Origin of the sequence: Streptomyces sp. MP131-18, assembly GCF_001984575.1 — a bacterium.
GTDB lineage: Bacteria > Actinomycetota > Actinomycetes > Streptomycetales > Streptomycetaceae > Streptomyces > Streptomyces johnsoniae.
Map to the genome: position 1 here is coordinate 7,330,769 of NZ_LZNS01000001.1, position 26,461 is coordinate 7,357,229.

The 26,461-nt window shown below is 73.3% G+C and carries 26 protein-coding genes; 12 read left to right on the plus strand and 14 right to left on the minus strand.

The window, feature by feature from the left end; all coding sequences use genetic code 11:
- The first annotated feature begins 189 nt into the window (after nucleotides 1-189).
- Nucleotides 190-1,602: a family 2B encapsulin nanocompartment shell protein gene (locus STBA_RS32615; protein WP_077062617.1), complete on the plus strand. Its 1,413-nt coding sequence runs from the start codon at nucleotides 190-192 to the stop codon at nucleotides 1,600-1,602.
- 148 nt (nucleotides 1,603-1,750) lie between these two features.
- Nucleotides 1,751-3,127, plus strand: a complete 1,377-nt coding sequence (locus STBA_RS32620; RefSeq protein WP_253195156.1) for a family 2B encapsulin nanocompartment shell protein — start codon at nucleotides 1,751-1,753, stop codon at nucleotides 3,125-3,127.
- A gap of 205 nt (nucleotides 3,128-3,332) precedes the next feature.
- Here the strand turns inward: STBA_RS32620 and STBA_RS32625 are convergent, their stop codons facing one another.
- On the minus strand, nucleotides 3,333-3,875 hold the full coding sequence (locus STBA_RS32625) for a DUF6643 family protein (RefSeq protein WP_077062619.1): 543 nt from the start codon (nucleotides 3,873-3,875) through the stop codon (nucleotides 3,333-3,335).
- Between the two features lie 237 nt (nucleotides 3,876-4,112).
- Between STBA_RS32625 and STBA_RS32630 the strand changes: the two genes are divergently transcribed.
- From STBA_RS32630 to STBA_RS32640, 3 genes are read left to right on the plus strand one after another with little or no spacing between them, the layout of a single operon-like run.
- Nucleotides 4,113-5,459 carry a TerD family protein gene (locus STBA_RS32630; RefSeq protein WP_077062620.1) on the plus strand — a complete coding sequence of 449 codons (1,347 nt, stop codon included), beginning with the start codon at nucleotides 4,113-4,115 and terminating at the stop codon, nucleotides 5,457-5,459.
- Complete coding sequence (locus STBA_RS32635) at nucleotides 5,456-6,277, plus strand: aspartate/glutamate racemase family protein (RefSeq protein WP_077063766.1); 822 nt, start codon at nucleotides 5,456-5,458, stop codon at nucleotides 6,275-6,277. Before STBA_RS32630 ends, STBA_RS32635 begins: the two co-directional genes overlap by 4 nt.
- Nucleotides 6,278-6,287: 10 nt before the next feature.
- A complete protein-coding gene (locus STBA_RS32640; RefSeq protein ID WP_077062621.1) occupies nucleotides 6,288-6,779 on the plus strand; it encodes an NUDIX domain-containing protein in 492 nt (163 codons plus the stop codon).
- A 28-nt stretch (nucleotides 6,780-6,807) separates the two neighbouring features.
- Here the strand turns inward: STBA_RS32640 and STBA_RS32645 are convergent, their stop codons facing one another.
- From STBA_RS32645 to dhaK, 3 genes are read right to left on the minus strand one after another with little or no spacing between them, the layout of a single operon-like run.
- Nucleotides 6,808-7,221: a PTS fructose transporter subunit IIA gene (locus STBA_RS32645; RefSeq protein WP_077062622.1), complete on the minus strand. Its 414-nt coding sequence runs from the start codon at nucleotides 7,219-7,221 to the stop codon at nucleotides 6,808-6,810.
- Nucleotides 7,214-7,810 (minus strand): dihydroxyacetone kinase subunit DhaL, encoded by a 597-nt coding sequence (gene dhaL, locus STBA_RS32650; RefSeq protein ID WP_077062623.1) that lies wholly within the window; start codon nucleotides 7,808-7,810, stop codon nucleotides 7,214-7,216. Before dhaL ends, STBA_RS32645 begins: the two co-directional genes overlap by 8 nt.
- Before the next feature lie 22 nt (nucleotides 7,811-7,832).
- A complete protein-coding gene (gene dhaK / locus STBA_RS32655; protein ID WP_077062624.1) occupies nucleotides 7,833-8,825 on the minus strand; it encodes a dihydroxyacetone kinase subunit DhaK in 993 nt (330 codons plus the stop codon).
- A 232-nt stretch (nucleotides 8,826-9,057) separates the two neighbouring features.
- Between dhaK and STBA_RS37430 the strand changes: the two genes are divergently transcribed.
- Nucleotides 9,058-10,206, plus strand: a complete 1,149-nt coding sequence (locus STBA_RS37430; RefSeq protein ID WP_077062625.1) for a glycosyltransferase family 4 protein — start codon at nucleotides 9,058-9,060, stop codon at nucleotides 10,204-10,206.
- A 3-nt stretch (nucleotides 10,207-10,209) separates the two neighbouring features.
- On the opposite strand, the gene STBA_RS32665 is transcribed toward STBA_RS37430, so the two are convergent.
- The 3 genes from STBA_RS32665 to STBA_RS32675 form a co-directional block, all read right to left on the minus strand.
- Entirely contained in the window at nucleotides 10,210-11,370 is a 1,161-nt protein-coding gene (locus STBA_RS32665; RefSeq protein WP_171987836.1) for a DegT/DnrJ/EryC1/StrS family aminotransferase, read from the minus strand.
- Nucleotides 11,371-11,502: 132 nt separating this feature from the next.
- The gene (locus STBA_RS32670; protein WP_077062626.1) at nucleotides 11,503-12,246 is read right to left on the minus strand and encodes a GNAT family N-acetyltransferase; all 744 of its coding nucleotides are present in this window, start codon (nucleotides 12,244-12,246) and stop codon (nucleotides 11,503-11,505) included.
- A 44-nt stretch (nucleotides 12,247-12,290) separates the two neighbouring features.
- Entirely contained in the window at nucleotides 12,291-13,493 is a 1,203-nt protein-coding gene (locus tag STBA_RS32675; protein WP_077062627.1) for a hypothetical protein, read from the minus strand.
- Nucleotides 13,494-13,600: 107 nt separating this feature from the next.
- Between STBA_RS32675 and STBA_RS32680 the strand changes: the two genes are divergently transcribed.
- Nucleotides 13,601-14,983, plus strand: a complete 1,383-nt coding sequence (locus STBA_RS32680; protein ID WP_077062628.1) for a GMC family oxidoreductase — start codon at nucleotides 13,601-13,603, stop codon at nucleotides 14,981-14,983.
- Here STBA_RS32680 and STBA_RS32685 read toward each other — a convergent pair.
- Both STBA_RS32685 and STBA_RS32690 read right to left on the minus strand, forming a co-directional pair.
- The gene (locus STBA_RS32685) at nucleotides 14,956-15,777 is read right to left on the minus strand and encodes a glycosyltransferase family 8 protein (protein WP_077062629.1); all 822 of its coding nucleotides are present in this window, start codon (nucleotides 15,775-15,777) and stop codon (nucleotides 14,956-14,958) included. The two genes, STBA_RS32680 and STBA_RS32685, sit on opposite strands and share 28 nt — an antisense overlap.
- Nucleotides 15,774-16,568, minus strand: coding sequence for a phytanoyl-CoA dioxygenase family protein (locus tag STBA_RS32690; protein ID WP_079252274.1), 795 nt, complete (start codon nucleotides 16,566-16,568; stop codon nucleotides 15,774-15,776). The genes STBA_RS32685 and STBA_RS32690 overlap by 4 nt, the downstream gene beginning before the upstream one ends.
- A 53-nt stretch (nucleotides 16,569-16,621) precedes the next feature.
- Here STBA_RS32690 and STBA_RS32695 point away from each other — a divergent pair, with 53 nt between their 5' ends.
- Nucleotides 16,622-17,392 (plus strand): hypothetical protein, encoded by a 771-nt coding sequence (locus tag STBA_RS32695; protein WP_077062631.1) that lies wholly within the window; start codon nucleotides 16,622-16,624, stop codon nucleotides 17,390-17,392.
- A gap of 12 nt (nucleotides 17,393-17,404) precedes the next feature.
- Here the strand turns inward: STBA_RS32695 and STBA_RS32700 are convergent, their stop codons facing one another.
- The 3 genes from STBA_RS32700 to STBA_RS32710 all read right to left on the minus strand — a co-directional run bounded on the left by STBA_RS32700 (nucleotide 17,405) and on the right by STBA_RS32710 (nucleotide 20,136).
- Nucleotides 17,405-18,019, minus strand: coding sequence for an HAD-IA family hydrolase (locus STBA_RS32700; RefSeq protein WP_077062632.1), 615 nt, complete (start codon nucleotides 18,017-18,019; stop codon nucleotides 17,405-17,407).
- Nucleotides 18,016-18,969 (minus strand): NAD-dependent epimerase/dehydratase family protein, encoded by a 954-nt coding sequence (locus tag STBA_RS32705; RefSeq protein WP_079252275.1) that lies wholly within the window; start codon nucleotides 18,967-18,969, stop codon nucleotides 18,016-18,018. The genes STBA_RS32700 and STBA_RS32705 overlap by 4 nt, the downstream gene beginning before the upstream one ends.
- Before the next feature lie 84 nt (nucleotides 18,970-19,053).
- Entirely contained in the window at nucleotides 19,054-20,136 is a 1,083-nt protein-coding gene (locus tag STBA_RS32710; RefSeq protein ID WP_077062634.1) for a hypothetical protein, read from the minus strand.
- Nucleotides 20,137-20,498: 362 nt separating this feature from the next.
- On the opposite strand from STBA_RS32710, the gene STBA_RS32715 reads away from it, so the two are divergent.
- The 4 genes from STBA_RS32715 (at nucleotide 20,499) to STBA_RS32730 (ending at nucleotide 24,211) form a co-directional block, all read left to right on the plus strand.
- Complete coding sequence (locus tag STBA_RS32715; protein ID WP_171987837.1) at nucleotides 20,499-21,530, plus strand: zinc-binding dehydrogenase; 1,032 nt, start codon at nucleotides 20,499-20,501, stop codon at nucleotides 21,528-21,530.
- A complete protein-coding gene (locus tag STBA_RS32720; RefSeq protein ID WP_077062635.1) occupies nucleotides 21,527-22,783 on the plus strand; it encodes a PLP-dependent aminotransferase family protein in 1,257 nt (418 codons plus the stop codon). Before STBA_RS32715 ends, STBA_RS32720 begins: the two co-directional genes overlap by 4 nt.
- Before the next feature lie 36 nt (nucleotides 22,784-22,819).
- Entirely contained in the window at nucleotides 22,820-23,359 is a 540-nt protein-coding gene (locus STBA_RS32725) for a sulfotransferase family protein (protein WP_077062636.1), read from the plus strand.
- Between the two features lie 93 nt (nucleotides 23,360-23,452).
- The gene (locus STBA_RS32730) at nucleotides 23,453-24,211 is read left to right on the plus strand and encodes a CYTH domain-containing protein (RefSeq protein WP_077062637.1); all 759 of its coding nucleotides are present in this window, start codon (nucleotides 23,453-23,455) and stop codon (nucleotides 24,209-24,211) included.
- A gap of 60 nt (nucleotides 24,212-24,271) precedes the next feature.
- On the opposite strand, the gene wecB is transcribed toward STBA_RS32730, so the two are convergent.
- Entirely contained in the window at nucleotides 24,272-25,396 is a 1,125-nt protein-coding gene (gene wecB, locus STBA_RS32735) for a UDP-N-acetylglucosamine 2-epimerase (non-hydrolyzing) (RefSeq protein WP_077062638.1), read from the minus strand.
- A 52-nt stretch (nucleotides 25,397-25,448) separates the two neighbouring features.
- Complete coding sequence (locus STBA_RS32740) at nucleotides 25,449-26,210, minus strand: class I SAM-dependent methyltransferase (protein ID WP_077062639.1); 762 nt, start codon at nucleotides 26,208-26,210, stop codon at nucleotides 25,449-25,451.
- Between the last annotated feature and the right edge of the window lie 251 nt (nucleotides 26,211-26,461).

The window sequence follows — 26,461 nt, forward strand, 5'->3', positions numbered from 1 at the left end:
GTTGATGGATGCGCCGTGAGTGCGTTCTTGCAGGAACGTGCCGCCGCGATACCCACAATTCGGCGCGGGAACCGAGGAGTTGCCCCCACTTTCGAGTGATTGCCCCCCATCTGGACAGCCCTTAGCTTCGTTCGCGGGATCTCCCCCGAATGGCCCCGAAGTACGACCGCAGATAGGCGGGTGTTTTGCATGTCCACCTCTACCGAGCCGACCACGGGAAATGAGTCGGCCCATCCCAGGCTCAGCCTGGACACCGCCGCCGCACGCAACCTGGCGACCACCACCAAGACGCCGCCGCAGATGCAGGGGATCACCTCCCGCTGGCTGCTCAAGGTGCTGCCCTGGGTGCAGGTCTCCGGCGGTACGTTCCGGGTGAACCGCAGGCTGACCCACACCGTTGGGAACGGGCGGGTGGAATTCGAGTCGACCGGCGCCGAGGTACGGGTGATCCCCGCCGAGCTGGGCGAACTGCCCGCGCTGGCCGGCTTCGAGGACGACGGCGCCCTCCGGGAGCTGGCAGCGGCCTGTGTCCAGCGGGACTTCGCGCCCGGCGAGGTCGTCGTCGAGCCCGGTGCCGCCGCGGACGCGGTGGTGCTGATCGCGCACGGCAAGCTCGCCAGGCGCGGCGCCGGCGCCTACGACACGGAGACCCAGCTGGGGGTGCTCGCCGACGGGGACTTCTACGGCGCGGGGGCGCTGACCGACGAGGACCCGGGCACCAGGGGCGAGGGCCTGACCGCCCTCACCAGCGGCACCGTCCTCACGCTCAGCAGGGCCGCCTTCCAGGAGATCGCCTCCCGCTCCCCGGCGCTCACCGGCCACCTCGCCGCGTTCCGGGCCGCGGTCCCAGGACAGCGCAACGCGCACGGCGAGTCCGCGATCGAGCTGGCCTCGGGGCACGTGGGGGAGCCGGTGCTGCCGGGCACGTTCGTGGACTACGAGGCGGCGCCGCGGGAGTACGAGCTGAGCGTGGCGCAGACCGTGCTGCGGGTGCACACCCGCGTCGCGGATCTGTACAACGAGCCGATGAATCAGGTCGAGGAGCAACTGCGGCTCACCATTGAGGCGTTGCGGGAGCGGCAGGAGCACGAGCTGGTCAACAGCCGGGAGTTCGGCCTGCTGCACAACGCTGACCTGGGGCAGCGCGTCCACACCCGCAGCGGCCCGCCCACGCCCGACGACCTCGACGAACTGCTGGCCACCGTCTGGAAGGACCCCAGCGTCATCCTGGCCCACCCCAAGGCGATCGCCGCCTTCGGCCGCGAGTGCAGCGCCCGCGGTCTGTACCCGGGCAGCGTGGACCTGGAGGGGCATGCGGTGCCCGCCTGGCGCGGCGTTCCCCTGCTGCCCTGCGACAAACTGCCGGTGAGCGCGGCCGGCACCAGCTCCATCCTCGCGCTGCGCACCGGCGAAAAGGCCCAGGGCGTGGTCGGGCTGCACCGCACCGGAATCCCCGACGAATATCAGCCCAGTCTGTCCGTGCGGTTCATGGGCATCAACGAGCAGGCCGTCATTTCCTACCTCGTCAGCGCCTACTATTCCGTGGCCGTGCTGGTGCCCGACGCGCTCGGAATCCTCGAGGACGTCGAAATCGGGCACTGAATACCCGAGCGGCGGGCGAAGCGGCCGGCCGGGCCGGGACGGCGGGCACCCGGCCGGCCGTCCCGGCCGGTGCCTGCGCCACGGCCGCCGCCCGCCCTTTTCCCGCACGCAGGCTCACCGCTACGGAAGGCCCCTTGTGAATCCGCCCGTGAACTCCCCGGCGAATCCGACCCGCACCAGCCTCGACACCCGGGCCGCGGCCAAGCTGGCCGGCACCCTCAAGACGCCGCCGCAGATGCAGGCCATCTCCCCGCGGTGGCTGACGAAGGTGCTGCCCTGGGTGCAGGTGGCCGGCGGCACGTTCCGGGTGAACCGCCGGCTCGCCCACACCCTCGGCAACGGCCGCGTCGAGTTCATCGCCACCGGCACGGACGTGCGGGTCGTGCCCGCGGAGCTGACCGAGCTGCCCGCGCTCCACGGCTTCGGCGACCCCGGCGCGCTCGACGCCCTGGCAGCCGCCTGCGTCCAGCGGGAGTATGCCGCGGGCGAGGTCATCGCCGAGGCCGGGCGGCCCGTCGAGGGCGTGCTGCTGATCGCCCACGGCAAGGTCCGCAGGTCGGCGCCCGGCGCCTACGACGGCGAAACGACCCTCGGCGTCCTGGCCGGCGGGGATTTCGCAGGCGACGAGGCCCTGGCCGGAACGCCCGGCGCCTGGCCCCACACCCTGACGGCCCTGACCCGCTGCACCGTCCTCGCACTCCCGCTCTCCGGCGTGCAGGCCGTCGCCGGGCGTTCCGGCGGCCTGCGGGCCCACCTCGACGCGGTCGCCGCCCGGCCCGCCCCCCGCCGCAACAAGCGCGGCGAGGCAGATGTCGAGCTGGCCTCGGGGCACGTGGGGGAGCCGGTACTGCCGGGCACGTTCGTGGACTACGAGGCGGCGCCGCGGGAGTACGAGCTGAGCGTGGCGCAGACCGTGCTGCGGGTGCACACCCGCGTCGCGGACCTCTACAGCGAGCCCATGGACCAGGTGGAGCAGCAACTGCGGCTGACCGTTCAGGCGTTGCGGGAGCGGCAGGAGCACGAGCTGGTGAACAACCGGGAGTTCGGCCTGCTGCACAATGCCGACCTGCGGCAGCGCGTCCACACCCGCAGCGGCCCGCCCACGCCCGCCGACCTCGACGACCTGCTCGCGCGCCGCCGCAAGACCCAGTACCTGCTGGCGCACCCGCGCACCATCGCGGCCATCGGCCGCGAGTGCAGCGCCCGCGGCGTGTACCCCGGCCAGGCCGAGGTCGACGGCGTCCGCGTGCACGCGTGGCGCGGCGTTCCCCTGCTGCCCTGCGACAAGATCCCTGTGACCGCGGCCCACACCAGCTCGGTGCTCGCGCTGCGCACCGGCCAGGAGAACCAGGGCGTGGTCGGCCTGCACCAGACCGGCATCCCCGAGGAGTACGAGCCCAGCCTGAACGTCCGCTTCATGGGCGTCAGCGAGCAGGCCGTGGTCTCGTACCTCGTCAGCCTCTACTTCTCCGCGGCCGTCCTCGTCCCGGACGCCCTCGGCATTCTGGAGGACGTCGAAATCTGACGGCCGCGACCTCTCCGCGGTGCGCCGGGCACGCCGGCGCGGATCGCCACCCCCGGGCTGCGCCCCTCCCCGCCTCGCCCGGGCGGTCCCCGGTGGCGCGGTGCCTGTGCACCGCGCCACCGGGCCCGTGCGTTCGCGCGCCGTGGCGGCGCGGCGGGGCTCCCCGTTCGCCGGGGCGCGGGCCCGTGAGGGCTCGGCGTCGCTGCTAGTGACCGGCCCCCTGTTCCGACCAGTACCCGGGCGACGGGTACTGGTGCTGGGCCTGCTGCTGTCCCTGTGCCGGGTACTGCGCCGGGTACGCGCCGGGCTGCATCGGCCGCGGGGCGCCGGGGCGCGGCGCCGCGGGCCGCATCTGCTGCGGCGCCGGGGCCTGCGGCGCGTGCGAGGCGGAGTACGGCCGGGGCGCGGCGGCCTGCTGCGGGAAGTAGGGGGCGGGGGCCTGCGGCCCGCCGGGGCCCGGCAGCCCGCGGGCGGGCGTCGACTGGTACCCGGGGTAGCCGCCCGGCTGCTGGTGGGGGTGCGGCTGGGCCTGCTGGTGCGAGGGGGCCGCGGGCAGCGCCGGAAGCGCGGCAGGGAGCGCCGGCTGTGCGGGGCCAGGCTGGTAGCCCAGGGATGACTCGTAGGCGGCCGGGACCCGGATCGGCGCGATCTGCGGGGTTCCCCGCTCGGCCACCAGCCTGTCGTAGATGGGGGTGTCAGGGAACGACGGCGAAGAGTAGGCACCGCCGTAGGGGCGCGGGGAGGTCATGCTCCATAAGTTAAGCCCACCATGTGGTCGTTGGGGAGACCGATTAGAGGGTCTTTTCGCGTGGTTGAGCTGACTCCGGGTGGCCAATTGGAAGGAATTCCGGAAAAAACGTCGATGCCCCGTCTCATGATGTTGTATCAGGGGTCCCGCACGCGGGCTCCCCGCCGGGGGATGGCATAGTGGGCCGTACCCGCAGACCAGGTGGCGTGACGACCGCCGCCCGACGGAGGAACCCACATGCTCAAAGGTGCGAACGTTCCGGTGGCCGCGAGGTCGGTCCGCGTCGAGATCGGCTGGAATGCCGGTGGCGGAGTGCCCGACGTGGACGCCTCGGCCCTGCTGCTCGCGGGTGGCAAGGTCCGTTCCGACGCCGATTTTGTCTTCTACAACGAGCCGCGGCACACCTCGGGCGCCGTGCGCCACGAGGGCAAGCAGCCGCAGGGCGGCACCGTGACCGACCGCCTCGCCGTCGACCTGGCGGCGGTCGAGCCCGCCATCGAGAAGGTTGCGCTGGTCGCCTCGGCGGACGGCGGCACCTTCGGTCAGGTGCCGGGGCTGCACATCCGTGTCCTCGACGCCGACAGCGGTGCCGAGGTGGCCCGCTTCGACAGCCAGGACGCCGGCAGCGAGACCGCGTTCGTGCTGGGCGAGCTGTACCGGCGCCAGGGTGCCTGGAAGTTCCGGGCCGTCGGCCAGGGCTATGACTCGGGGCTCGCCGGGCTCGCCACCGACTTCGGTATCAGCGTCGACGACGAGCCGCCCGCCGCGGCGCCTGCCCCGCCGCCCCCGCCGGCCGGTGCGGCCGCCCCGCTGCCGCCCCCCGCCGCGCCCGCCCCCGCCGCGCCCCCGCCGCCGCCCGCCCCTGCGGCGCCCGTGCCTCCGGCGGCCCCCGCCCCGCCGGCTCCGGCTCCGGCGGCGCCCGCCCCGGGCGGCAGCCCGATCCGGCTGAGCAAGATCACGCTCACCAAGGAGTCGCCGGCGATCTCCCTGGCCAAGCAGGGCGCCACCTCCGGCCGGATGCACGTCAACCTCAACTGGGAGCAGCGCACGCCCCAGAAGCAGGCGGGCGGCGGATGGCGGGACCGCCTGAGCAGGGCCATGTCGGGTGGTCTCGACCTGGACCTGTGCGCGCTGTTCGAGCTGACCGACGGGCGCAAGGGCGTCGTCCAGGCGCTGGGCAACGCGTTCGGCTCGCTGAGCCAGCCGCCCTACATCCACCTGGACGGCGACGACAGGACCGGCGCCGTCGCCAGGGGCGAGAACCTGACGGTCAACCTGGACCATGCCCGCGAGCTGAAGCGCGTCGTCATCTTCGTGACGATCTACTCCGGCGCGAGCAGCTTCCAGAACATCAGCGCCACGGTCACCCTCACCCCGGAGCAGGGCGCCCCCATCGAGTTCCACCTCGACGAGTGCACCGTGGCCTCCCCGGTGTGCGCCCTCGCGCTGCTGACCAACGAACGCGGTGACCTCGTCGTGCACCGCGAGGCCCGCTACCTCATCCCCGACCGCGGCGTCAGCCCGCAGCGGACCGTGGACGCCGCCTACGGCTTCGGCATGCAGTGGACGCCGGGGCGGAAGTGAGGATCGCGCTCGTCGACTCGGGCGTCGGGCTGCTGCCGGCCGCCGCCGCGCTGCGGCGCGCGCGGCCGGACGCCGGTCTGGTGCTCTCCTGCGACCCCGACGGCATGCCGTGGGGGCCGCGCAGCCCCGAAGGGATCACGGCCCGTGCGCTGCGCTGCGCGCGGGCCGCCGCGGCGGAGCGGCCGGACGCCGTGGTCGTCGCCTGCAACACCGCGACCGTGCACGCGCTGCCCGCGCTGCGCGCCGCGCTCGAACCTGGTGTTCCCGTGATCGGCACCGTGCCGGCCGTCAAGCCGGCCGCCGCGTCGGGCGGCCCGTTCGCCATCTGGGCCACCCCCGCCACCACGGGGAGCGCCTACCAGCGGCGGCTGATCGGCGAGTTCGCCCCGGACGGCCGCGTCGCCGAGGTGCCCTGCCACGGTCTGGCGGACGCCGTCGAACGGGCCGACGAGGCTGCCATCGCGGCGGCCGTCAAGGCCGCTGCCGAGCTGACCCCGCCCGAGACCACGGCGATCGTGCTCGGCTGCACCCACTACGAGCTGGTCGCCGCGCGCATCCGCGCCCACCTGCTGTCGGTGACGGGGGTCGCGGTCACGCTGTTCGGCTCAGCCGAGGCCGTCGCCGCCCAGGTGCTGCGCCGCACCGGCCGCCCCGCCGCGCCGGACACCGCCGACCGCGGCGGCCTCACCGTCTTCGCGAGCGGCCGCCCGGCGGCGTTGCCCCCGGCGGCCCTCGCCTACGCGGAGGGCCGCTTCCTCGCACCCTCCGCCCGCCGGGCGGACCCGCCTGCCGCGGGCAGCCGTGGAGGAACGGCCTAGGCTCGGGCCCATGAGTACTCCTGGCTTCATCCGTGACCTGCGCGCCCACATCGGCCACGGCCTGCTGTTCCTTCCCGGGGTGAGCGCGGTCGTTCTCGACGACGCGGGCCGCGTGCTGCTCGGACGCCGTGCGGACAACGGGCTCTGGGCGCTCATCTCCGGCATCTGCGAGCCGGGGGAGCAGCCCGCGGAGACGGCCGCGCGCGAGGTGTACGAGGAGACTGCCGTGCGCTGCACCGTCGACCGGGTGCTGCTCGTGGAGACGCTGGAGCCGACGCGTTACCCGAACGGCGACGCCTGCCAGTTCCTCGACATCTGTGTGCGCGCCCACGCCGTGGGCGGCGAGGCCCGGGTCAACGACGACGAGTCGGTGGAGGTGGGCTGGTTCCCGCTGGACGGGCTGCCGCCGCTGCGGGAGTTCGCGCTGGCGCGGATCAAGCTGGCCACGGAGGACGGCCCCACCTGGTTCGCGCCGGGCGGCGAGGCGCCCGCGGCGGGCTGACGCCGGGCCCGTTGCGGCGGGCCACGGGTCAGATCTTGCGGTAGGTGTACGCCTCCCCGGCCGCCTCCGCGACGGCCGACAGGTCCCCGCCGGCCGAGGCGGTGACGAGTGCGGCGACCGCGCCCTCCAGGAAGGGGGCGTCCACCAGCCGTGTGTCCCGCGGGAGTTCGTCGCCCTCCGCCAGCATGGCCTGAACGGTGAGCACGGCGCTGCCCAGATCCGCGAGGACGGCCACCCCGGCTCCCCGGTCGGCCGCCCGCGCCGCCTCGGCGATCAGGTCGGCACTGGTGCCGAGACCGCCGTCGGGGGTGCCGCCCGCGGTGGCCACCGGGGCCAGGTCGCCGCCGCCCGCGAGTCCCGCGGCGAGACGGGCCACCGACTCGGCGACCTCCCTGCTGTGCGAGACCAGGACGAGGCCCACCGCACCGGCGCGCTCAGGCATCCGCCGTCACCTCGGCCAGGGCCTCGAACAGCAGCGTGGCGGAGGCGGCCCCCGGGTCCATGTGCCCCTCGCTCCGCTCGCCCAGATAGCTGGCCCTGCCCTTCCTCGCCCGCAGCGGAACGGTGGCCTCCGCGCCCCGTGCCGCGGCCCGCGCGGCGGCGGCGGCGTCCGGCAGGGCCTCCACCGCTGGACGCAGCGCGTCCAGCATCGTCTTGTCGCCCGGGGCCGCGCCGCCGAGCTGTGCCACGGCTTCCACCCCGGTGGCCAGGGCCTGGCGCAGCTCTTCGCCCCCGACCCGTTCGGCATCGCCCAGCGCCTTGCCGGTGCGCCGCAGCAGCGTCCCGAACAGCGGGCCCGCGGCGCCGCCGACCGTGGACACCAGGGTCCGCCCCGCCACCAGCAGCACCGCCCCCGGGGTGGCGGGCCCCTCCTTGTCCAGGGCCGCGGTGACCGCGGCCGTTCCGCGGCGCATGTTGCTGCCGTGATCGGCGTCCCCGATGGCCGAGTCCAGCTCGGTCAGGCGGTCCGCTTCCCGTTCGACGGCCAGTGCCGCCGTGGTGAGCCAGCGCCGGAAGAACCCGGCGTCCATCTCAGCCACCTCTGCGCTCCTCTCAGCGACCCCACCGCAGGCCCGGTGTGCTCACCGGGGCGTCCCACAGCCGCAGCAGTTCGTCGTCGGCCTGGCACAGGGTCACCGAGCAGCCCGCCATGTCCAGCGACGTCACGTAGTTGCCGACGAGCGTACGCGCCACCGCGACGCGCCGCTCGCGCAGCACGCGCTGCACCTCGGCGTTGAAGCCGTACAGCTCCAGCAGCGGCGTGGCGCCCATCCCGTTGACCAGGACGAGCAGCGGGCCGCCGGGGCGCAGGTCCGCCAGCAGGGTGTCCACGGTGTAGTCGGCGATCTCGCCCGAGGTCATGATGCGGCGGCGCTCGCGGCCCGGCTCGCCGTGGATGCCGATGCCGAGTTCGAGTTCGCCCGCGGGGAGGTCGAACGTGGCGCTGCCCTTGGCCGGGGTGGCCGGTGCGCCGAGCGCGACGCCGAAGCTGCGCGAGGAGTCGGCGACCTGCTGGGCGAGCGCGGTCACGCGCTCCAGCGGCGCCCCTTCCTCGGCGGCCGCGCCCGCCACTTTCTCCACGAACAGCGTCGCGCCGGTCCCGCGGCGGCCCGCGGTGTGGGTGCTGTCCTCGACGGCCACGTCGTCGCGCACGAGGACCTTCGCGACCTGGATGTTCTCGTCCTCGGCCAGCTCGGCGGCCATGTTGAAGTTCAGAACGTCCCCGGTGTAGTTCTTCACGATGAACAGCACTCCGGCCCCGCTGTCCACGGCCGCCGCGGCCCGCACCATCTGGTCGGGGACGGGGGAGGTGAACACCTCGCCGGGGCAAGCCGCGTCGAGCATCCCGGGCCCGACGAAGCCGCCGTGCAGCGGCTCGTGGCCGGAGCCGCCGCCCGACACCAGCCCGACCTTTCCTGCCACGGGCGCGTCCCGCCGCACGATCACCCGGTGCTCGACGTCGACGACCAGCTCGGGGTGTGCGTCGGCCATTCCGCGCAGCGCGTCGGCGACGACGCGTTCTGCCACGTTGATCAGCATTTTCACGGGCTGTCCTCCTGACGGTTGCGTCTTCGGCCGGACACCAGGGTACGGATCTTGCCCGTCTTCCACAGCGCCCTTGGCGCGGACACGGGCGGCCTTTTCGTGCCGCGTCCGGCCGGTGCGGGTTCGGACCTGTGTGCGGCGATCCGTCCGGGGGAATCCGGCGGCTCCGGCGGGAAGACATGCCGGGACGGCGTCGACGGTGAATCGAGGCAGGCCGGTGAAAATCGCACTCGTGGCCCAGAAATATCCGCCGATCGCGGGCGGCGGCGAGACGCATATCCAGAATCTGGCCGACGGCCTCTCGGCGCGCGGATATGACGTGACCGTCCTGACGAGCGACCCGGGGGCCGAGGCGCGGCGGTATCGCCATGCGGGGGTGTCCATCGAATACGTCGACGGTTTCTGGGCGGCCTGTCAATCCCTGGAGTGCAAGGACGCGGTGGCCGATTTGTATGCGCGGCTCTCGGGGCGGGAATGGGATCTCGTGCACGTCTTCAACCACGTTCCTGCCCTGCTGCTGAGCTGGCTGCGCGCCGCCGTTCCCCAGCCGGTGTGCGTATCGCTGTTCGAAACGCATGTTCCGGCGGGGCGGGTATTCGACCTGTGGGGGGATTACGCTCTCGAAAAGGCGCTGCAACGTTCGCTGTTCGGACAGCTGGCCGCCGAACGTGTGGTCTGCGGCTCGGAGGCGTACCGGCGCTGGGCGCTGGCCGGTGGCGCCGCGGAGGAGCGGATTCGGGTGGTTCCGTTCGGCACGGAGACGCGCCGGTTCGCGCGGGCCGGTGCGCTGCGCGCCGTCGCGCGCCAGGCGCGCGGCCTCGGCGGCGAGTTCGCCGTGCTCGTTCCGGCGCGGCCGGTGCGGCGCAAGCGCATCGAGGACGCGCTCCGCGCGCTCGCGCTGGTGCGACGGGAGCGGCCCGGGACGCGGCTGATGCTGACGCTGCCCGACCGCACCGCCGACTCGGAGTACGTCGGCGAACTGCGGCGGCTGGCCGCCGACCTGGGGCAGACGGACGCGGTGCGGTGGGAACGGGGTCCCGGCTGGCAGGACATGCCCGAGCTGTACGCCGCGGCCGACGCCGTGCTGCTGCCGTCCTCCCACGAGGGCTTCGGCATCGCGCTGATCGAGGGCATGGCGGCGGGCCGCCCCGTGATCACCAGTGACGTGGAGGGGCACGACGAGATCGTGACCCACGCGGAGACGGGCCTGCTCTACCCCGCGGGCGACGTGGAGGCGCTCGCGGACCGGCTGCGCGCCGTGGCGTCGGGGGCCGGGGTGCCCGGCATGGTCGAGCGCGCGAGGGAACTGGCCCGCGCACGGTTCGACGTGGCGGCGATGGTGGCGGGTCACCACCGGGTCTACCGCGAGCTGGTGGGGTGAGCCTCAGCCCAGCGCCGCGCCGAGCGCGTCCAGCATCTCCGCGGTGACGTGCGGCCCGTTGCCGATGTAGAAGCCGTGCCGGTGCACGTGATCGGCCACCGGCGTGGGCGCCGCGGCCCTGACCCGGTCGCTCGTGCGGACGAACGGCTGCGCCAGCAGGTTGCCCGCGACGATCGGGCGGGCCTCGATGCCGAGCCGCTCCGCGGCCGAGCGCGCCCGGCGTGCGCCGTCGGCGTCCTCGGCGATCAGCGGCAGCGTGAAGGAACTCGCGCCCTCCGTCGCGTAGTCGCGCCACAGATAGGGCGGCAGCACGCGCAGGAAGTGCGCCAGGTTGGCGTTCCTGCGCCGGATCGTCCCGTCGAGCCGGTCCAGCTGGCGCAGCCCGAGCAGCGCGTTCAGGTCGGTGGAACGCAGGTTGAGCCCCGGCACCATGAAGAGGAACCGCGGGTCGACGTCGGGGTGGTCGGCGGCGAACCGGTCGAAGTGCTCGCTCTCCCTGGCCAGGCCGTGCGAACGCAGCAGCCGCAGCCCGTCGAGTACCTCGGGATCGTCCGAACTCACCATCCCGCCTTCGACGGTGGCGACATGGTGCCCGAAGTAGAAGGAGAACGTGCCGGCCAGCCCCGCGGTGCCGACGTGCGCGCCGGCGAAGCGGGTCCCGGCGGCCTCGCAGCAGTCCTCCAGCAGGATCACGCCGTGCCGGGCCGCGGTGGCGACGAGGTCCGGGGTGAGGGCGTTCAGCCCCAGCAGGTGGACGACGAACAGCACGTCGATCTCCCCGCGTTCCATCGCCGCGCACGCCGCGGCGGAGTCGATGCCCAGCGTGGTGCGGTCCACGTCGAAGAGCACCACCTCGTGGCCCAGGAGCAGCGCCGGGCTGATGGTCGTCGCCCAGGTGACGGCGGGCGCGCCGACCCGCAGCCGGCCCGGCTTCGCGCGGCCGGCCGCGACGAGGGCGGCGAGGTTGGCCGAGGAGCCCGAGTTGACCATGACCGAGCCGCGGACGCCGATCCGCTCGGACCAGCGGCGTTCGAGGTCGGCGACCAGCTTCCCCTGCGCCAGCCAGGGATCGCTGCCGAGCCAGTCCGCGAGGGCGGCCAGGTCCTCGCGCGAGATCGTGTGGTCGGCCAGGCGCCAGCGGGCGGGAATCCGGTGCGTGCTCAACTGCGCGGTCCTTCCGGTGCGAAGAGTCGGAGGAGCGACGAACGGCCCGCCGCACCGGTGGAGTCGGCACGGGCGGAATAAATGCAGGTAGACGCGGAATAACGGTACGCGCGGCCCCACTGGGCGGCAAGGTCAGCCGATCTTCCACAGCCAGCCGAGGGGGCGCAGCCCGAGGGTGCGCGCAACGGACCGGGAGGCAGCGTTCTCCGCGGTGGTGCTGTAGAACAGCACCTCCTTGGTACGGCCCTCGCGTCCGGCCCAGGCCGCCACGACCGCGGGCCCGATGCGGCGGCCGCGGAAGTCGGGGCGCGTCCAGATGCCGGCCTCGGCCGCCGTGGCGTTCCGCGCGGGGGAGAAGCAGATGGACACCGGCCCGTTCTCGTGGGTGGCCATGGCCCATTCCCCCAGCTCGCCGCGGATCAGCTCGCCCCACTCGCCGGGCTCCCAGTTGTCCGGGCGGTCCAGCAGGCCGGCCGCCCGCTTGCCGCCGGCGTCCGACACGATGACCGGCAGGGACGTCGCGTGGCCCCCGGCGAGCCGGCCGGGGAAGACGTAGCTGGGCCCGCCCTCGACGGCGGCGGCGCCCGCGCCCAGGGCCTCGGCCAGGCGGCCGAGCGCCCGCGGGACCCCGCCCGGCGCGTCCTCCCGCGGCTCGTCGCCCCCCGAACCGTCGGCGTCGTCAAGGCCGTTGAGGTCGTCGGGACCCGGCTCTGCAACGCCGGGTCCGAGTGCGAGCAGCCGCGCTCCTGGGGACCAGGCCCACACCGCACGCACCTTCCGGTCCTTCAGCCGGGCGGGCCGCCTCCCCGCGGTCCGGTCGAGCCCGTAGATCGTGTCCACTTCCAGTGCAAGCAGCTCTGCCTCGTTCCGGTCCATGCGGCAAGGCTAGCGGCTCGCGGTACCGCACCGTGACCGGACGGCTACCGGGCCAGCTCCCTCGCCTGGGTCTCAAGACGCCGCGCGCTGACCACCGCGCCGCCCTCGTCGAGCACCACCTCGGCGGGGCAGGGCCGGCCGGCGAACGCGACGGCGCCGGTCGTCAGGCCGAACGCGCCGGCGTTCGGGATCTCCAGCACGTCGCCGACCCGCGGACGGGGCAGCGCGGCCGACCTGTTGAGCACGTCCGCGGGGCCGCACAGCGGGCCGACCAGGACGAATCGTTCGATCGGGCGGCCGTGGCCGCCCGCCGCCCGCCGCGGCTGCACGCGGAACCACGCCGCGCGGTCGGCACCCGGCGGCCCGCCCAGCACGTTCCGCCCGGCGTCCAGTACCACGCAGTCGCCGGCCGGGCCCCGCCGCACGTCGAGCACCCGCGTGAGCAGCACGCCTGAGTCGGCGACGAGGTGGGGGCCGGAGGCGAAGGACACCGACGGGTCGCCGCTCCGCCAGCCGGGGAGGTGGGCGTCGAGCACCGCGCGGAGCGCCGCGCCGAGCCCGCCGTAGGCCGGGCGCCGCCCCGGGCGGGCGAACGGCGCGGCGAAGCCGTCGCCGATGCCGACGACGCGCGGGCGCAGCCTGGCCTCCCGGAGCATCCCGGCGGCCAGGCGCACGCTCGCCTCCAGCGCGTCGATCAGCAGCGCGGGCCTGGAGACGTTGCGCGGGGGCACGACGTGCAGGCCCACCGGGTCGAGGAGGTCGGTGCCGCGGAAGAGCGCGGGGAACGCGTGGAGCGAGTCGGGCGGCAGGCCACCGCCCGGGCCGCAGGCGGCGGACGGGCCGGCGCCGCTGAACGAGATCAGGTATTCGAGCTTCACCCCGCTGGTGGCGGCCGCGGCCCAGAGCCGCCGGTAACCGGCGGGCGAGTCCACGCGGAATCTGCGCACGCCGCTCCTGAGCGCCAGCTGTGCCTCCTCGCCGCTCATTCCGCAGCCTTCGTAGACGCACTCCTCCGGGGAAAGCCCGACCGCGAGCGCCACATTCAGCTCGCCTGGCGAACTGACCTCGCACCCGAGGCCGCCGCGGACCAGCTCGGCCACCAGCCGGGGATGCGGATTCGCCCCGACCGCATAGGACAGGGCGGTGCCCGAGGGCAGCGTTTTCCGTAAATCCCGGGAGGCGGCACGGATATGCGGCAGCCGATAGACGTAAAGCGGCGTGCCGTAACGCTCGACGAGGTCTCTCATGCCGAATGCCTTTTCCCCCTCCCGGTGGGTGACTGGCCATCGGAAAACCATTCTCTACAATGGCTGTTGCGTCATCAACCGGTTCCACTGCCGTTCGGAGGTGCACCGTGCTGGACGTCGCCATCATCGGTTCCGGCATGAGCGGCTCCGCCATTGCGGCGGAGATCGAGCCGACGGGGCGCACCTATCTCGTGATCGAGGCGGGAGCCGACCGGGGACGCCGGCACATCGGCGCGCGGCGGCGGTCGGCCGCCTGGGCGGACCCGCGGCTCGACCCCGCGTTCCGGCCCTTCCTCCCGCACGGCGGCGGCCTGTACGGCTCCGCTTCGGGATACCGGGAGCGGCTCGGCGGGCGCAGCCTGTACTGGCGCGGGATCTGTCTGCGGATCGAGGATGCCGCGCTCGCCGACTGGCCCGCCGACGTGCGCGAGGCGCTGGTGGGCACCGGCACCGCCCCCGGCTGCTATGCGGCGGCGGAGGCGGCCCTGCACGCATGGCTGCGGCCGGGGACGCTGAGCGGCTTCCGCACCGGCACCGAGCGGGCGATGGTGACGGCGCTCGGCGGGCTCGGCTACCCCGCGTCCCCGACGCCGCGGGCGGTCCTGACGCTGGGCGACGGCCGCTGGGCGGCCTATTCGCCCGCCGAAGCGCTGCCGGAGCGCCGGGTGGTGACGGGGCATCGCGTCACCGGGGTCCTGCGGCGGGCGGGCGGCGGGTACGCGGTGCTCACGGACGGCGGCGCGGGCCCGGCGTTCACGGCGCGGCGGCTCGTGCTGTGCGCGGGTACCTTCGGGAACGTGACGCTGACCGACGCGCTGCTGCGGGAGAACGGCGGGGCGGCGGACGGGCGTTCCTATCCGCTGCTCGACCACGTGGCGCACGGGTTCGTCCTCGTCGAGCGGGGTGCGGAGCACGAGCCGATGGACTCGTCCGTGCTCGCGGGCCATGACGCGGCGGCCGGCTCCCACCTGGTGGTGGAGCGGCGCCGCGATCCGCAGGGAGTGCTCCTGGACGCCTGGGCCATGGGGGAGCAGCCGCCCCGGGCCGCGGCGGCCCTCGTCCTGTCCGGCGCGCCGGCCGCCGAGCCGGCTGCCGCGCGCGTGCGGCTGGGCGGGGCGGCCCGGGAGGTGATGCGGGGGGTGCGCGCCGAGCAGCGCCGGCTGCTGACGGAGCTGGCCGCGCGGCTCGGCCTGCGCACCTCGGCGGTGCCCGGCCCGCTGCCCTACGACGCGGCGGTGGCCTGCGCGCGGAGCCGGCCGGGCACCGCCCACTTCTACGACGCGGGCCTCGGCGAGCTCGACCACGAGGCCGGGGCGCTGCCGCTGGGCGGCGAGCACGTCGGAACGAATGGTGAACTGCGGTGCGCGCCCGGTGTGTTCGTCGCGGGCCCGGCGCTCTTCCCGCGGGCGGGCGCGGCCAATCCGACGCTCACGATCCTGGCCCTGGCCCGCTGGGTGGCCCGTCAGCTGGGCAGCAGCGCCGCGAGCTGAGCGTGCCAATCGCCCGCGCGCCAGACCGTGTCGTGCGTCCAGGGCTTCTTGTGCCCGACGTAGTGCAGGATGCGGGCCTGGGCCAGCAGCGCCCGGTAGCGCAGGCGCCGCTCCTCGGAAGTGAAGAAGTACTTCTCCACGTTCCACTTCACGGGCAGTTCGCCGATGCGGCCGCGGCAGACCGCGTTGAGGGCGTCCTGGTCCATGCGGGCGGGGCGGTGGCGCGCGAGGTAGGCGAGGCAGCGCTCCTCCACACCGGTGGCCCGGAACGCGGGCAGGTCCATCACGAGGATGCCCGCGTTGAAGTAGGGGGCCGCCGGGTCGAGCCCGAGGTCGAAGACGTGCTCCAGGCCGTTGAGGCTCCAGCAGAACGGGTCGCTCGCCTCGCGGACCGCCGCGAGCGTGGCGCCCGCGAGGTCGTGGCGGGACAGCTCGGAGAGGTCGCCGAGGATCAGCAGATCGGCGTCGAGGTAGACGACGCGCGTGACGTCGGCCGGGAGCAGCCTGGCGAGGGCGAGCCGGCCGAAAGTCTCGGAGGTGATGTAGTCGGACTGCACGGGCAGGCGGATCACCTCCCCGGGCAGCGGCGTCATGCGCAGCTCGGCCGCGCCCCGCTTGAGCTTGATCGCGGCCTCGTACAGTGCGCGTTCGGCCGGGGAGATGCCCGAGTGGCAGACCCAGACGGCCAGCGGGAGGCTCGGCGCGAAGTGCCGGGCGAGGCTCGCGACGACCACCGCGCCGGCCCGTGTGTAGGGGCCGCCGACGCACAGGGCGAAGTGGCACGCCGCGGTCATTCGCAGAAGCCGATCGCGGTCAGGTCGGCCTGGTCCCTGGGCAGTTTGGCATAGTCGCCGACGAAGCTCGGCGCGAAGGAGAACGCGAGGAACGCCCGTTCGCCGCCGGAGGACTTGGCCAGCGAGCCGTGCGTCAGCGCCTCGTTCAGCAGCAGGAGGTCACCGGCCGCCGTGTACACCGGGTAGACCCCGGCGCGGTCGAGGCCGACGCCCTCCTTCATCTCCCGGCGGCTCACGGGGAAGGGGTAGTTGGCCTTGTGCGAGCCCTCCACCACTACGAAGGGGCCGTCCTCGTGTGCGGTGATGTCCGTGAGGTAGACCAGCGCCTTGACCATCATGCAGTGCAGGAGGCCGTCGTGGTACGTGTGGTCCCGCCACATCGTGCGGCGGCTGGTGCCGAACGCCGACACGTTGTCGTTGCTCCGCCCGTTGTGCAGGGCCTGGATCGAGCCGTCGACGCGGCGCAGCGCGTAGCTCTCGATGAGCCGGAAGGGCTGGTTGATCGTGTCATACACCCCGGCCCCGGCCACGATGCGCCGCAGGAGTCCGCCGAAACAGGGGACGTCCGTGGGCAGGGTCCGAGCCCGGAAGACGAGCCCGGAGTCGCCGGACGGCTCCCAGCGCGGCGCCAGCGCGGAAAGCAGCTCCTGCCGCTCGGCCGCGGTGACGAAACCTTTTCTGACCAGATATCCGCGCGTATCGAAATCGTACAGATCTTCTTCGCTCAGCCGATGAGGGAGTGGAGTGGTGATTTCGCCGGTCGAACGAGTCATGCGAGTCTTACGAGTCATGCGGCCACCTCCGTCGATACAAACGAACGGGCGACTCAACTACGCTAACACGTATGCGCATTGAGCATGAGATCACTTTCGCCCTGGACGGCGTGGGGCCGGGGCGTGCCATTGACGCGCTGTCCGGGCGCGTGCCGCTTTTTCTCGACGGCACCGCCGCACAGGCCCGGCCGCGCATCAGGCGCAAGGCGCGGCTCTATGCCTATGTGCGGGAGACGGAAGTGTATTCCGACCGCTGGGTGCTGAATCTGGTGGACCAGTCCCTCACGCGCGTCGTGAAGCAACGGGTCTCCCCGGTGTCCAAGACGGAATCGGTGCGGGAGATGCCGTTCGAATCGCTGGCGTGCGCCGCGGAGTTCACGGCCGTCTTCGTGAAGCTGAAATTCGCGCGGGCGTTCCGCCATGTGCCTTCGGGGCGGCGGTTCAAGGCCGCGCTCGACCTGATGGTCCCGGTGCGGCAGGACTGGCGGCTGGCGGGCGGCGGCGCGTTCTGGCACCTGGAGATCGAGGCCAGGCGGGACCTCCCGGCGGCGGCTGCCCTCCGCCTCGGCGACCTGCCGCTGTCCGACGCGGACCGCATCGCCGAGAGCAAGGCGCAGGGCGCCCTCCGGCGCCTCGGGGCCGGGCGGCGCCCGCACGCGCCGGCCGCGGGCGGGGCCCGCGCCGTGTTCGACGCGGTCCGCGCGGACCTGTGGCCCCCGGCCTGGGCGCCGCCCGGCCTGCGCGGGCTGCTGGCCTCGGCCGCCCTGGACGATCCGCGGCACTTCGTGCGCACCGACGGCGCGGAACGGGGCACGCGGCCAGGTCAGAAGCGGCCGGGGTAAGGAACGGCCGGGTCAGAAATCGCGCAGCAGCTGAATCAGCTCCCGGGTCCCGCTGTACCTGACGGTGGCCATCCCGGTACCCGCGGCCGCGGCGAGGCACAGCGGATTGTCGTCGACGAGCAGGCTCCGCGACGGGGCGAAGCGCAGCAGTTCGGGAACGGCCCTGAAGTACGCGGGGTCCGGTTTGGCCAGGCCGAGGAGCCAGGAGGAGCTGAGGGAGTCGCACAGGCTCAGGTGGCGCGTGGCGCGGTGCTTGAGCAGGTCCCAGTCCTGCGCCTCGTTGTTGGCGAGCGTCAGGTGGCAGCCGTCCGGCCGGCCGCGCGCCCTGCGCTGCCGCAGGAAGTCGAGCAGGGGCGCGTTGGGGCGTACGGAGTCGGCGTACAGGCCGCGGATCTCCGCCGTGTGCGCGTGGCCGTCCGCGACCCCGAGCAGGGCCAGGGCGCCGATGACCGCCTCGACGCCGGTGATCGTGCCGATCTCGAACGCGTGGTCCTGGCTCTCGTAGTGGTGTCGCAGCGCCTGCTCGTCCACGGCGAACCTCCGGGCGAGCAGGGCGAAGAACGGCGAGTCCTCGGAGATGTTGTTGAACAGCACGCCGCCGGCATCCAGGAGGACCAGGCGGGTCACCGGCCGGCTGCCCGCGCGTGCTCGACCGTGCGCCGCACACCCTCCTCGATGGGTACCACCGCGCGCCACCCGGTGGCCTCGGTCAGGGCGGTGGAGTCGCTGCACATCCGCCGAACCTCGCCGGGCCGCGTCGGACCGTGCCGGATCTCGCTGCTGCTGCCGCTGATCCGTTGCACGAGTCCGGCCACCTCCAGCACGGATGTGTCCACGCCGGAACCGATGTTGAACACCTGCCCCGCCGTGCCGGAGCGGCACAGCTCCACCAGGGCCTCCACCGTGTCCGAGGCGTAGGTGAAGTCCCTGGTCTGGCTGCCGTCCCCGTTGATCACCAGCGGTCGGCCGCGCAGCGCGCGGCCGATGAACAGCGGGATGACGTCGTAGAGATGCCGGGGCCCGTAGCAGTTGAAGGGCCGCGCGACGACGACGGGCAGACCGAAGGTGCGGTGATAGGAGAGCGCAAGCTGCTCGGTCGCCACCTTGGAGGCCGCGTAGGGAGTCGTCGGCCGGAACGGCGAGGTCTCCGTGATCGGCTCGTCGTGGTGGCCGTAGACCTCGCTGGAGCTGGCCACGATCAGCAGCTCAGGGCCGCGGCGCCGGGCCGCGTCCAGCACGTGCACCGTCGACATGACGTTGTTGTGCACCACGGAGCCGGGCTGGACGAACGAGGCCGGCACGTACGCGTCCGCGGCCAGGTGCACCCAGATGCCGGCCTCCTGCGCGCTCAGCACCTCGACGGACGAGGCGCCGGCCAGGTCCACGGCGAGGTACCTCGGCCGCGGTTCGCCGCGGCCCGACAGATTGCGGGCGTGCGGGCGCGGCAGTTGGTCGGAGGTTCTGCGGACGGACGCGGTCACCTCGACACCGAGGTCGAGCAGCCGCTCGGTGAAGTGCGAGCCCATGAACCCGCCGGCCCCGGTCACGAGGACGGACCGGAGAGTACGTTGTGCCATGCTGCCTCCGAAAACCTCGGTGCGGTCGGTGTCGTCGGTGTCGCCGGTGTCGCGCGGGGGGAACGGGCCGGCGCCGCCGCCGGATCACACGAGCCGTTGCCAGGCCGCGGTCCTGTGCGCGGCGCGCAGTGCCTGGAGGGCGAACATCGAGGCCCACGAGGACTGGTGGTCCGGGCTGCCCGCGCGGTACGGCACGTACCGGCCGCCGCCCCCGGCCGGGCGCGCGGCCCCGCGCAGGCGGGCGCGGACCGCATCGGTCCCCGCCGCGTCGCGAGCCAGCAGCGCGCCGAGCCGGGCGACCTGAGCGGTGACGTCGTAGTGCGCGCCCGGTCCGCCGACCGTCTGCGGATAGCCGCCGTCCGCGAGCCGGTGCCCGGCCAGCCCGCGGAACGCCTCGGCGGCCAGGCGCCCGGCCCCGGTGCTCCCGGTGGCGGCGCTCCACATCCACAGGCCCTCGAGGGCGTAGCAGAAGGGGTGGAGGTAGCGCCGTCCGGCGGCGTCCGCGAAGTCGGGGGCGGCCACGGCGACGCGTTCGGCGTGCCGCCCGACGAGGAGCGCCGCCGCCTCGATGGCGGCGGGGCAGCCGGTGACCTCGTGCGCGAGGCAGAGCCCTTGCACCGCTTTGAGCAGGTGCAGTCTCCCCGCGGTCGACCAGGTGGCCGGGCGGGCCGGTACCGTGCTGCCCGGGGCCAGCGGACGGATGTCCCGTTCCGCGAGGATGCGTTCGGCCTCGGTCCGCAGCAGCCGCGCGCCGGTCTCGTGCGCGGCGGCGTCCGAAGCGGCCAGCCCGTGGTTGAGCAGCCCGGTCGCCTGGATGAAGCGGTCGAAGACGTAGACGACGCCGGGCTCGGTGGGGCGCGACTCGCGCTCGGGGCGCGCGTGCCGGTGCACGAGCCACCGCGCGGCCCGCCGGACGGCGGGCAGCCCGGAACGGCCGAGGTCCGCCGCCAGGGTCAGGAAATAGCCGGTGATCTCCGGGTAGGGGTAGGACAGTTCGCCGGTCGCCGCATTCCGCCAGGCCGCCACCGCGCCCGAGGGGTGGCAGAGTGCGCCGCTGAACAGCCACATTTCAAGCTGCTGTTCGAGCGCGTCATTCTCGGTCTTGTCGTCGTTCGTGTCGTCATTCTCGAAAAGTGCCGGGCCGTTCGATGCTGCGTCGTAAGTCATGCGAAAGTCCGGTTCTCGGTCTGCGCTGTGCCTCGCAGTGTGGCACAGGCGCCGTGCGCCGCACGAATGCGCGGCGCCGCGCACCGGATTCCTCTGATGTCACAGCGGACCCGGCAGTGAACAACCGGAACGTCCCACCGCGTTCAACCGGGGAAATTCCCGGGTTGAACGCATTCCGCCGCCGATTGACCCGCACCCGCGGCGGCGGAACCATGGAGCCCGGAATCCAGGGCGCGGGCAACGAGTGCGCCGCCACAACTCAGGAGGCCGGTTTGATCCGTGCGGCAGTGGTCAGAAATCTCCCGGGCACCCCGCAGCTTGAGGAGGTTTCGGTAGCCGCCCCCCGGAAATCGGAAATCCTCGTGCGCACGGCTGCCGCGGGAATCTGCGCCAGCGACGTCCAGGTGCTCGACGGCCGGATGGCCGGCCAGGTCCCCGCCGTGCTCGGCCACGAGGCGGCCGGTGTGGTGGAGGACGTCGGCGAGGACGTGGCCCGGCTGCGCCGGGGGGACCGCGTCCTGATCTGCCAGTCCTCCCACTGCGGCGCGTGCGAGCAATGCCTCAAGGGGCACCCGTCACTGTGCCGTTCACCGGGCCTGCGGACCCGCGCCGACGGCACGCCGCGGGTGACCGCGCGCGGCGAGACGGTTCATCTGGGCTCCGGTATCGGCGCGTTCAGCGAGCTGATGCTCGTGCACGAGCGCGCGGCGGTCCCGCTCCCGGAGGCGGTCCCGGCGCGGACCGCGACCATGCTCGGCTGCGCGGTGACCACCGGCATCGGCGCCGTGCTGCGCACGGCCGGCGTACCCGCCGGGGCGACGGTCGCCGTCGTGGGCGCAGGGGCCATCGGCCTCTCCTGCGTGCAGGGCGCCCGCCTCACCGGAGCGGCCCGCATCGTCGCGGTCGACCAGCAGGCGCAACGGCTGAGGACCGCGCTGGATTTCGGCGCCACGGACACGGTGCTCGCCGGGGGAGACGACGTGGTGGAGGCCGTCAAGGAGCTGACGGACGGCGGCGTGGAGTACGCCTTCGAGGCGGTGGGACGGGCGGTCACCGTCGAGCAGTCCTTCCGCATGCTGCGCATGGGCGGCGTGTGCACCGTCATCGGCATCGTCCCCAAGTCGACGCCGATCACGCTGAAGGCGTCCGCGCTGCTCGCCGAGCGGCGCCTCCAGGGCTCCGCCAACGGCTCCAACCGCTTCCACCTCGACGTGCCCCGCTACCTCGCGCTGTACGAGCAGGGCCGCCTCAAGCTCGACGAGATGATCGGGGCGGCCGTGCCGCTGGCCGAGATCGGGCGGGGCATCGAGGCCACGCGCGAACGACGCCATACGCGCACGGTGGTGTCCTTCGACGGCTGTGCCGTCGGCGGCCCCGCGGGGGACGCGGCATGAGCGGCCCGGAGCTGGCGTCCCGCGCGGCGCGGCTGACCCCGTTCCGCTACCAGGGCGACAAGCCCGCCGTGCTGTGGTCGTTCACCGGCGGCTTCCCCGACCCCGCCCACTTCCCCGTCCGGGAGCTGTCCGACTGCCTGGCCGCGGCGGCGGGGGAGGACCCCGAGCTGCTCCAGTACGGATCGTCGGCGGACGAGAGCCTGCGGTATGGCGAACGCAGCCTGCGGCAGGCCCTGCTGACCCGGCACGGCGACGATCTCCCGCCCGGCGCCTGTCTGGCCAACGTCATGCTCACGCAGGGCGGCATCGGCGCCATCGAGCTGGCCTTCAGGTCCTTCGTCGACCCCGGGGACGCCGTGGTCGTGGAGGCCCCGACGTGGGGCGTGGCCCTCACCCTGGCCCGGCAGTTGCGCGCGGACGTGCACGCGGTGCCGGCCGGCCCCGCCGGCCTCGACGTGGACGCGCTGGAGGCGAAGCTCGACGCGCTGCGCGCGGCGGGCCGCCCGGCCAAGATCGTCTACACCATCCCCACGTTCCAGACGCCCACCGGAACGGTCATGCCCGCGGCGAACCGGCGGCGCCTGGCTGCGCTCGCCGCCCGGCACGACGCGATCGTGGTGGAGGACGGCACTTACGCGGCGCTGCGCTACGACGGCCTTGCGCAGCCCTCGGTGCAGTCGTTCGACACCGAAGGCCGCGTGCTGCGGGTGGGCAGCTTCAGCAAGACCGTCGCCCCGGCCCTGCGGACGGGCTGGGTGACGGGCGACCGGGCGCTGCTCTCGGTGCTGGCGAGCGCGCGCAGCGACCTCGGCGTCAGTCAGTGGGCGGCGCGGGCGCTGGCCCTCTTCCTGGAGAGCGGACAGTACGACGCGCACCTGAGCCGGATGCTCGCCGCCTACCGGCGCAAGCGCGACGTGCTCGACGCGGCGCTGCGGCGCGAGTGCGCCGGCCTGGCGGAGTGGAGCGTGCCCGACGGCGGCTACTTCTTCTGGCTGCGGCTGCGGGAGCACGTCGACGCGGGCAAGGCGAAGCGGCTCGCCAGGGAACGCGGGATCGCGGCCCGGCCGGGCGAACAGTTCTTCGGGACGCCGGGGGACGGCGGTCAGTTGCTGCGCATCGCCTTCTCGCAGGTCGCGGAGGAACGCATCCCCGGCGGCATCGCCGCGCTCGGCGAGGCGCTGCGCTCCGGTGCCGCCGGGGCGGCGGCACCGGAGCGCGGCACGGATACGGCCCGGCCGGAGGGCGGCCGGTGAGCCCGGCGGATCGTCCGGCACGACCTGGGAGGCCCTGTGAAAATCTTCGGCATCGGGCTGGCGCGCACCGGCACGGCTTCGTTGAACCGGGCGTTGAAGATACTCGGCCACAGCTCCAGGCACTTCCCCAGAACCTACGAGGAGGTGCTGGAGCACGACTGCGCGACCGACACGTCCGTGACGCTGGGCTACCGCTACCTGGACTTCATGTTCCCCGGGGCGAAGTTCATCCTCACCACCCGGCCGGTCGACGACTGGCTCGGCAGCATGCGCTCCCTCTTCGAGCACCTGAACGCGCAGGCGATGGCCGACCGTTACCACCGCCTGCACCAGGTGCTGTACGGGACGACCGTGTACGACGAGGGCCTGCTGCGGCAGGCGCACCTGCGGCACGAGGAGGAGGCACGCGCCCACTTCCGCTCCCGCCCCGGCTCGCTGCTGGTCCTCGACCTCACCGCCGGGGACGGCTTCGCGCAGCTGTGCCCCTTTCTCGGCGCCGAGCCGCCAGGCGAGCCGTTCCCCCACCGGAACGACAGGTCGGCGCTGCGGGGCAGCAGGCCGGCCTTCGGCAGCTGAGGCGCCCCCGGTACGAGCTGATCGACGGGACGGGACGGGACGGGACAGGGCAGGACAGGACGGGACAGGATCGAGCGGAAGGACGCGACGCCGGTGAAGGAACAGAGCGACGACAGGGAGCGCGAGTTCAAATTCGAGTACGGCGGCGATCCGGCCGTGCTCGTCGAGGGCCTGCGGTCCGTGGCCCTGGGCCGGCCGCTGATCACCTTCCCGCCCCGCGCGGTCATGGACCTGTACTTCGACAACGGCGACCGGGACCTGCTGGCGACGGGCTCCACGCTCCGGCTGCGCAAGCGGCGGATCAATCCGGGGTGGACCCTCAACTTCAAGGCGCCGCCGCTGACGGACGAGGCCGAGTTCCTGGACCGCCGCGAGGTCATCACCCGGGTCAAGGTCGACGAGGCGCTCGGCTACCGCGACCGCCGGATTCCCGGCCTGGCGTGGGACTGCGCCCTCGCGTTCGCCCGCGCGCACGCGTTCGACGAGGTGCTGCGGCCGGCCGTCCACCTCGTCACCTGGCGCACCGGCTGGACCATCAGGCCGGGGGACCTGGGCAACCGGCAGAGCAACTACCTCTGCCTGTTCCACGACCAGGTCACGGCCTACGACATCACGGGGCAGCGGCCCGAGCTGATCATCAGGTACGGGGCGCTCGACTACTCCTCCGCGGTGCCGGGGAGTGCGTCCTTCGCGGGCTACGAGATCGAGTCCTCCGGGCGGCTGGAGAACGAGGAGGCCGAGGCCGTGCGCGCCCTGCGGACCGTGGCGCGCAGGCTCACGGCGGAGCCGGGCGTCCGCCCGGTCACGTACAACAAGTACCAGCGGGCCGCCGAACTGCTCGGCACCGGCTGACGCGCCGGCCCCGCGCGGTTGCGGCCCCGCGCAGCCGGCGGCCGGGGCGGCCGGCGGACCCTAGCGCAGCCCCGAGACGAACTCGGTGATCGCCAGCGCCGCCTTTTCCCCGGCCCGGCCGTCGCCGTAGCAGGTGCTGGGGCGCGCCATTCTGCGGTGGTCCTCCGGTGAGTCGAGCAGCTTGCGCGTCAGGCCCTCGATGACCGCGGCGTCGATGCCCGCGAGCACCGCCACCCCGGCGCGCAGCCCTTCCGGCCGCTCCGTCGTGTCGCGGATCACCACCGTGGGGACGCCGAGGAACGCCGCTTCCTCCTGGAGGCCGCCGCTGTCCGTCACCAGCACCCACGTCCGCGTCAGCAGCTTGATCATGTCGTCGTAGGGCAGCGGGCCGAGCAGGTGCACGTTCGGCAGGTGGGCGGTGGCCCCGGCCATCACATCGGTGACCAGGCGGTTGGGGTGCAGCGGCAGCACGAAACTGATCCCGGGGTAGCCGGCGGCGAGCCGGCCCACGGCCAGGGCGAAGTCCTTGACGCGGTCCCAGTTCTCGCGCCGGTGCGTGGTGAACGTGACGATGGCGCGGGGGTCGTCGAGCAGGCTGTCCGGCATCCTCGACCGCGCCCGGTCCCAGGCGGCGAGCGCGATCCGGCAGGCGTCGATCGAGGTGTTCCCGACGACCCGGACGTCGCGGGCCGCCAAGCCCTCGCGCAGCAGGTTGCCCTGCGCCGTGCGGGTCGGAGCCAGGTGGAGCCTGGCGATCCCCGAGATCATCTTCCGGTGCGCCTCCTCGGGGAAGGGCGAGTCCAGGTTCCACGTCCGCAGCCCGGCCTCCAGGTGGATCACCGGCGTGCGCGTGTAGAGCGCGGCCAGCGCCGAGGAGAAGGCCACGGACGTGTCGCCCTGGACGACCACCGCATCCGCCGCGCCACCCGTCAGGACACCGGCGACGGCCTGCCACGCGCGGGTGGAGATGGCGGACAGCGTCAGCCCACCGGAAATGTCGAACTGGTAATCGACATCCGTTCTGAGCGCCGGGGGAACGAGCATCAGGGATTCCTTGTGCTGCCCGACGTTCACCACGCTCACACATAATTCGGTATGGCGCCGCAATGCCATGACCAGCGGCGCCATCTTGATTGCCTCGGGGCGCGTTCCATAAATGACCGACACGGTGGGAGGCCGCTTCATGACGGCGATATTAACAAGATTCCGGAAAAGCCGGAATGTTGATTCACGGCCGTTACGAACCGCGGCGGGCGATAACGAAGATCCGCGAGGCGTCGGCGATGTCGGCGGCGGGGCGGCCGAGATCCCCCGAGAGGGCGAAGTACACATCGGGCCAGCCATTGCTCCGCAGATGCCCGGCCACCGCGTCCGGATCGAAGTAGTGCTCGGTCATCGATTCCTCGAAACCGGTGAACCGGCCGTCCTCGTCCCTGATGAATCCCGTGAGCCTGCGGTACGCGGTGTCGCCCCCGTCGTACACGCCGCGGGTGACGAGGGTCCAGCCCGGACGCTCCGTCACGCTCATGGAGTTCCAGCCGGCCAGGCCCCTGCGCGTCTTGAGATCGAAGACGAACATGCCGCCCCGCCGCACCGCGTGGGCCGCGTGGTCCAGACAGCGCAGGAGCGCGGCCATGTCCGGCAGGTGATTGAGCGCGTCGTAGGCGGAGACACACAGGTCGACCGGGGCGGGAACACGGAATCCCGCCACGTCCGCCCGGTGGAACGCCGCCCGCCCGGCGTCGATGTGGGGCGCGCAGTGCAGTACCGCACGGTCCAGCATGGCCTGGGCCCGGTCGACCCCCGTGACCCGGCAGCCATGGTCGAGGAAGTACCTGGCCATCCGGCCCGTGCCGCAGCACAGATCGAGAACGGCCGGCTCGGCCGGTGCGCCGGGCTCGCGCCGGTAGAGGTCGAGAATTTTGGGCGCCGTTTTCAGCGCGAACCGCGACCATTCCTCATCGTAGATTTCGGCGAACCTCGTGGCATAGGGCACCATGCGGGAATGTTAGCGCTTCCGTGGGGCGCGAGCCGATCCGCGTGGTTATTGTTCGCCGCAGTCGCGGAATGTGGACCGCCATGGCCATGGGCTGTCACTTCGGCCAGAAAGGGCGGGTTGTCTGTCGTCCTCCGGACGCTTTGCGCACGGGGCATGAAATGGAGCGGCCATATGCCGTCAAACTCTGTCGCCGTGCCGGTACAGGTGTTTTCCTGAGAGCTCTCGGGCAGGTAACAGAAGGCGCGGCCGGG

Excerpts from the sequence above, each read along its gene's own strand:
- dhaL (WP_077062623.1), bottom strand. The coding sequence starts at position 7,810 with ATGGACGCCGGGTTCTTCCGGCGCTGGCTCACCACGGCGGCACTGGCC.
- STBA_RS32685 (WP_077062629.1), bottom strand. The coding sequence starts at position 15,777 with ATGACCGCGGCGTGCCACTTCGCCCTGTGCGTCGGCGGCCCCTACACA.
- STBA_RS32740 (WP_077062639.1), bottom strand. The coding sequence starts at position 26,210 with ATGGTGCCCTATGCCACGAGGTTCGCCGAAATCTACGATGAGGAATGG.
- STBA_RS32615 (WP_077062617.1), top strand. The coding sequence starts at position 190 with ATGTCCACCTCTACCGAGCCGACCACGGGAAATGAGTCGGCCCATCCC.
- STBA_RS32710 (WP_077062634.1), bottom strand. The coding sequence starts at position 20,136 with ATGACTTACGACGCAGCATCGAACGGCCCGGCACTTTTCGAGAATGAC.
- wecB (WP_077062638.1), bottom strand. The coding sequence starts at position 25,396 with ATGAAGCGGCCTCCCACCGTGTCGGTCATTTATGGAACGCGCCCCGAG.
- STBA_RS32695 (WP_077062631.1), top strand. The coding sequence starts at position 16,622 with ATGCGCATTGAGCATGAGATCACTTTCGCCCTGGACGGCGTGGGGCCG.
- STBA_RS32675 (WP_077062627.1), bottom strand. The coding sequence starts at position 13,493 with ATGAGAGACCTCGTCGAGCGTTACGGCACGCCGCTTTACGTCTATCGG.
- STBA_RS32645 (WP_077062622.1), bottom strand. The coding sequence starts at position 7,221 with ATGCCTGAGCGCGCCGGTGCGGTGGGCCTCGTCCTGGTCTCGCACAGC.
- STBA_RS32705 (WP_079252275.1), bottom strand. The coding sequence starts at position 18,969 with ATGGCACAACGTACTCTCCGGTCCGTCCTCGTGACCGGGGCCGGCGGG.
- STBA_RS32720 (WP_077062635.1), top strand. The coding sequence starts at position 21,527 with ATGAGCGGCCCGGAGCTGGCGTCCCGCGCGGCGCGGCTGACCCCGTTC.
- STBA_RS32670 (WP_077062626.1), bottom strand. The coding sequence starts at position 12,246 with ATGGACCGGAACGAGGCAGAGCTGCTTGCACTGGAAGTGGACACGATC.
- STBA_RS32640 (WP_077062621.1), top strand. The coding sequence starts at position 6,288 with ATGAGTACTCCTGGCTTCATCCGTGACCTGCGCGCCCACATCGGCCAC.
- STBA_RS32690 (WP_079252274.1), bottom strand. The coding sequence starts at position 16,568 with ATGACTCGTAAGACTCGCATGACTCGTTCGACCGGCGAAATCACCACT.
- STBA_RS32625 (WP_077062619.1), bottom strand. The coding sequence starts at position 3,875 with ATGACCTCCCCGCGCCCCTACGGCGGTGCCTACTCTTCGCCGTCGTTC.
- STBA_RS32630 (WP_077062620.1), top strand. The coding sequence starts at position 4,113 with ATGCTCAAAGGTGCGAACGTTCCGGTGGCCGCGAGGTCGGTCCGCGTC.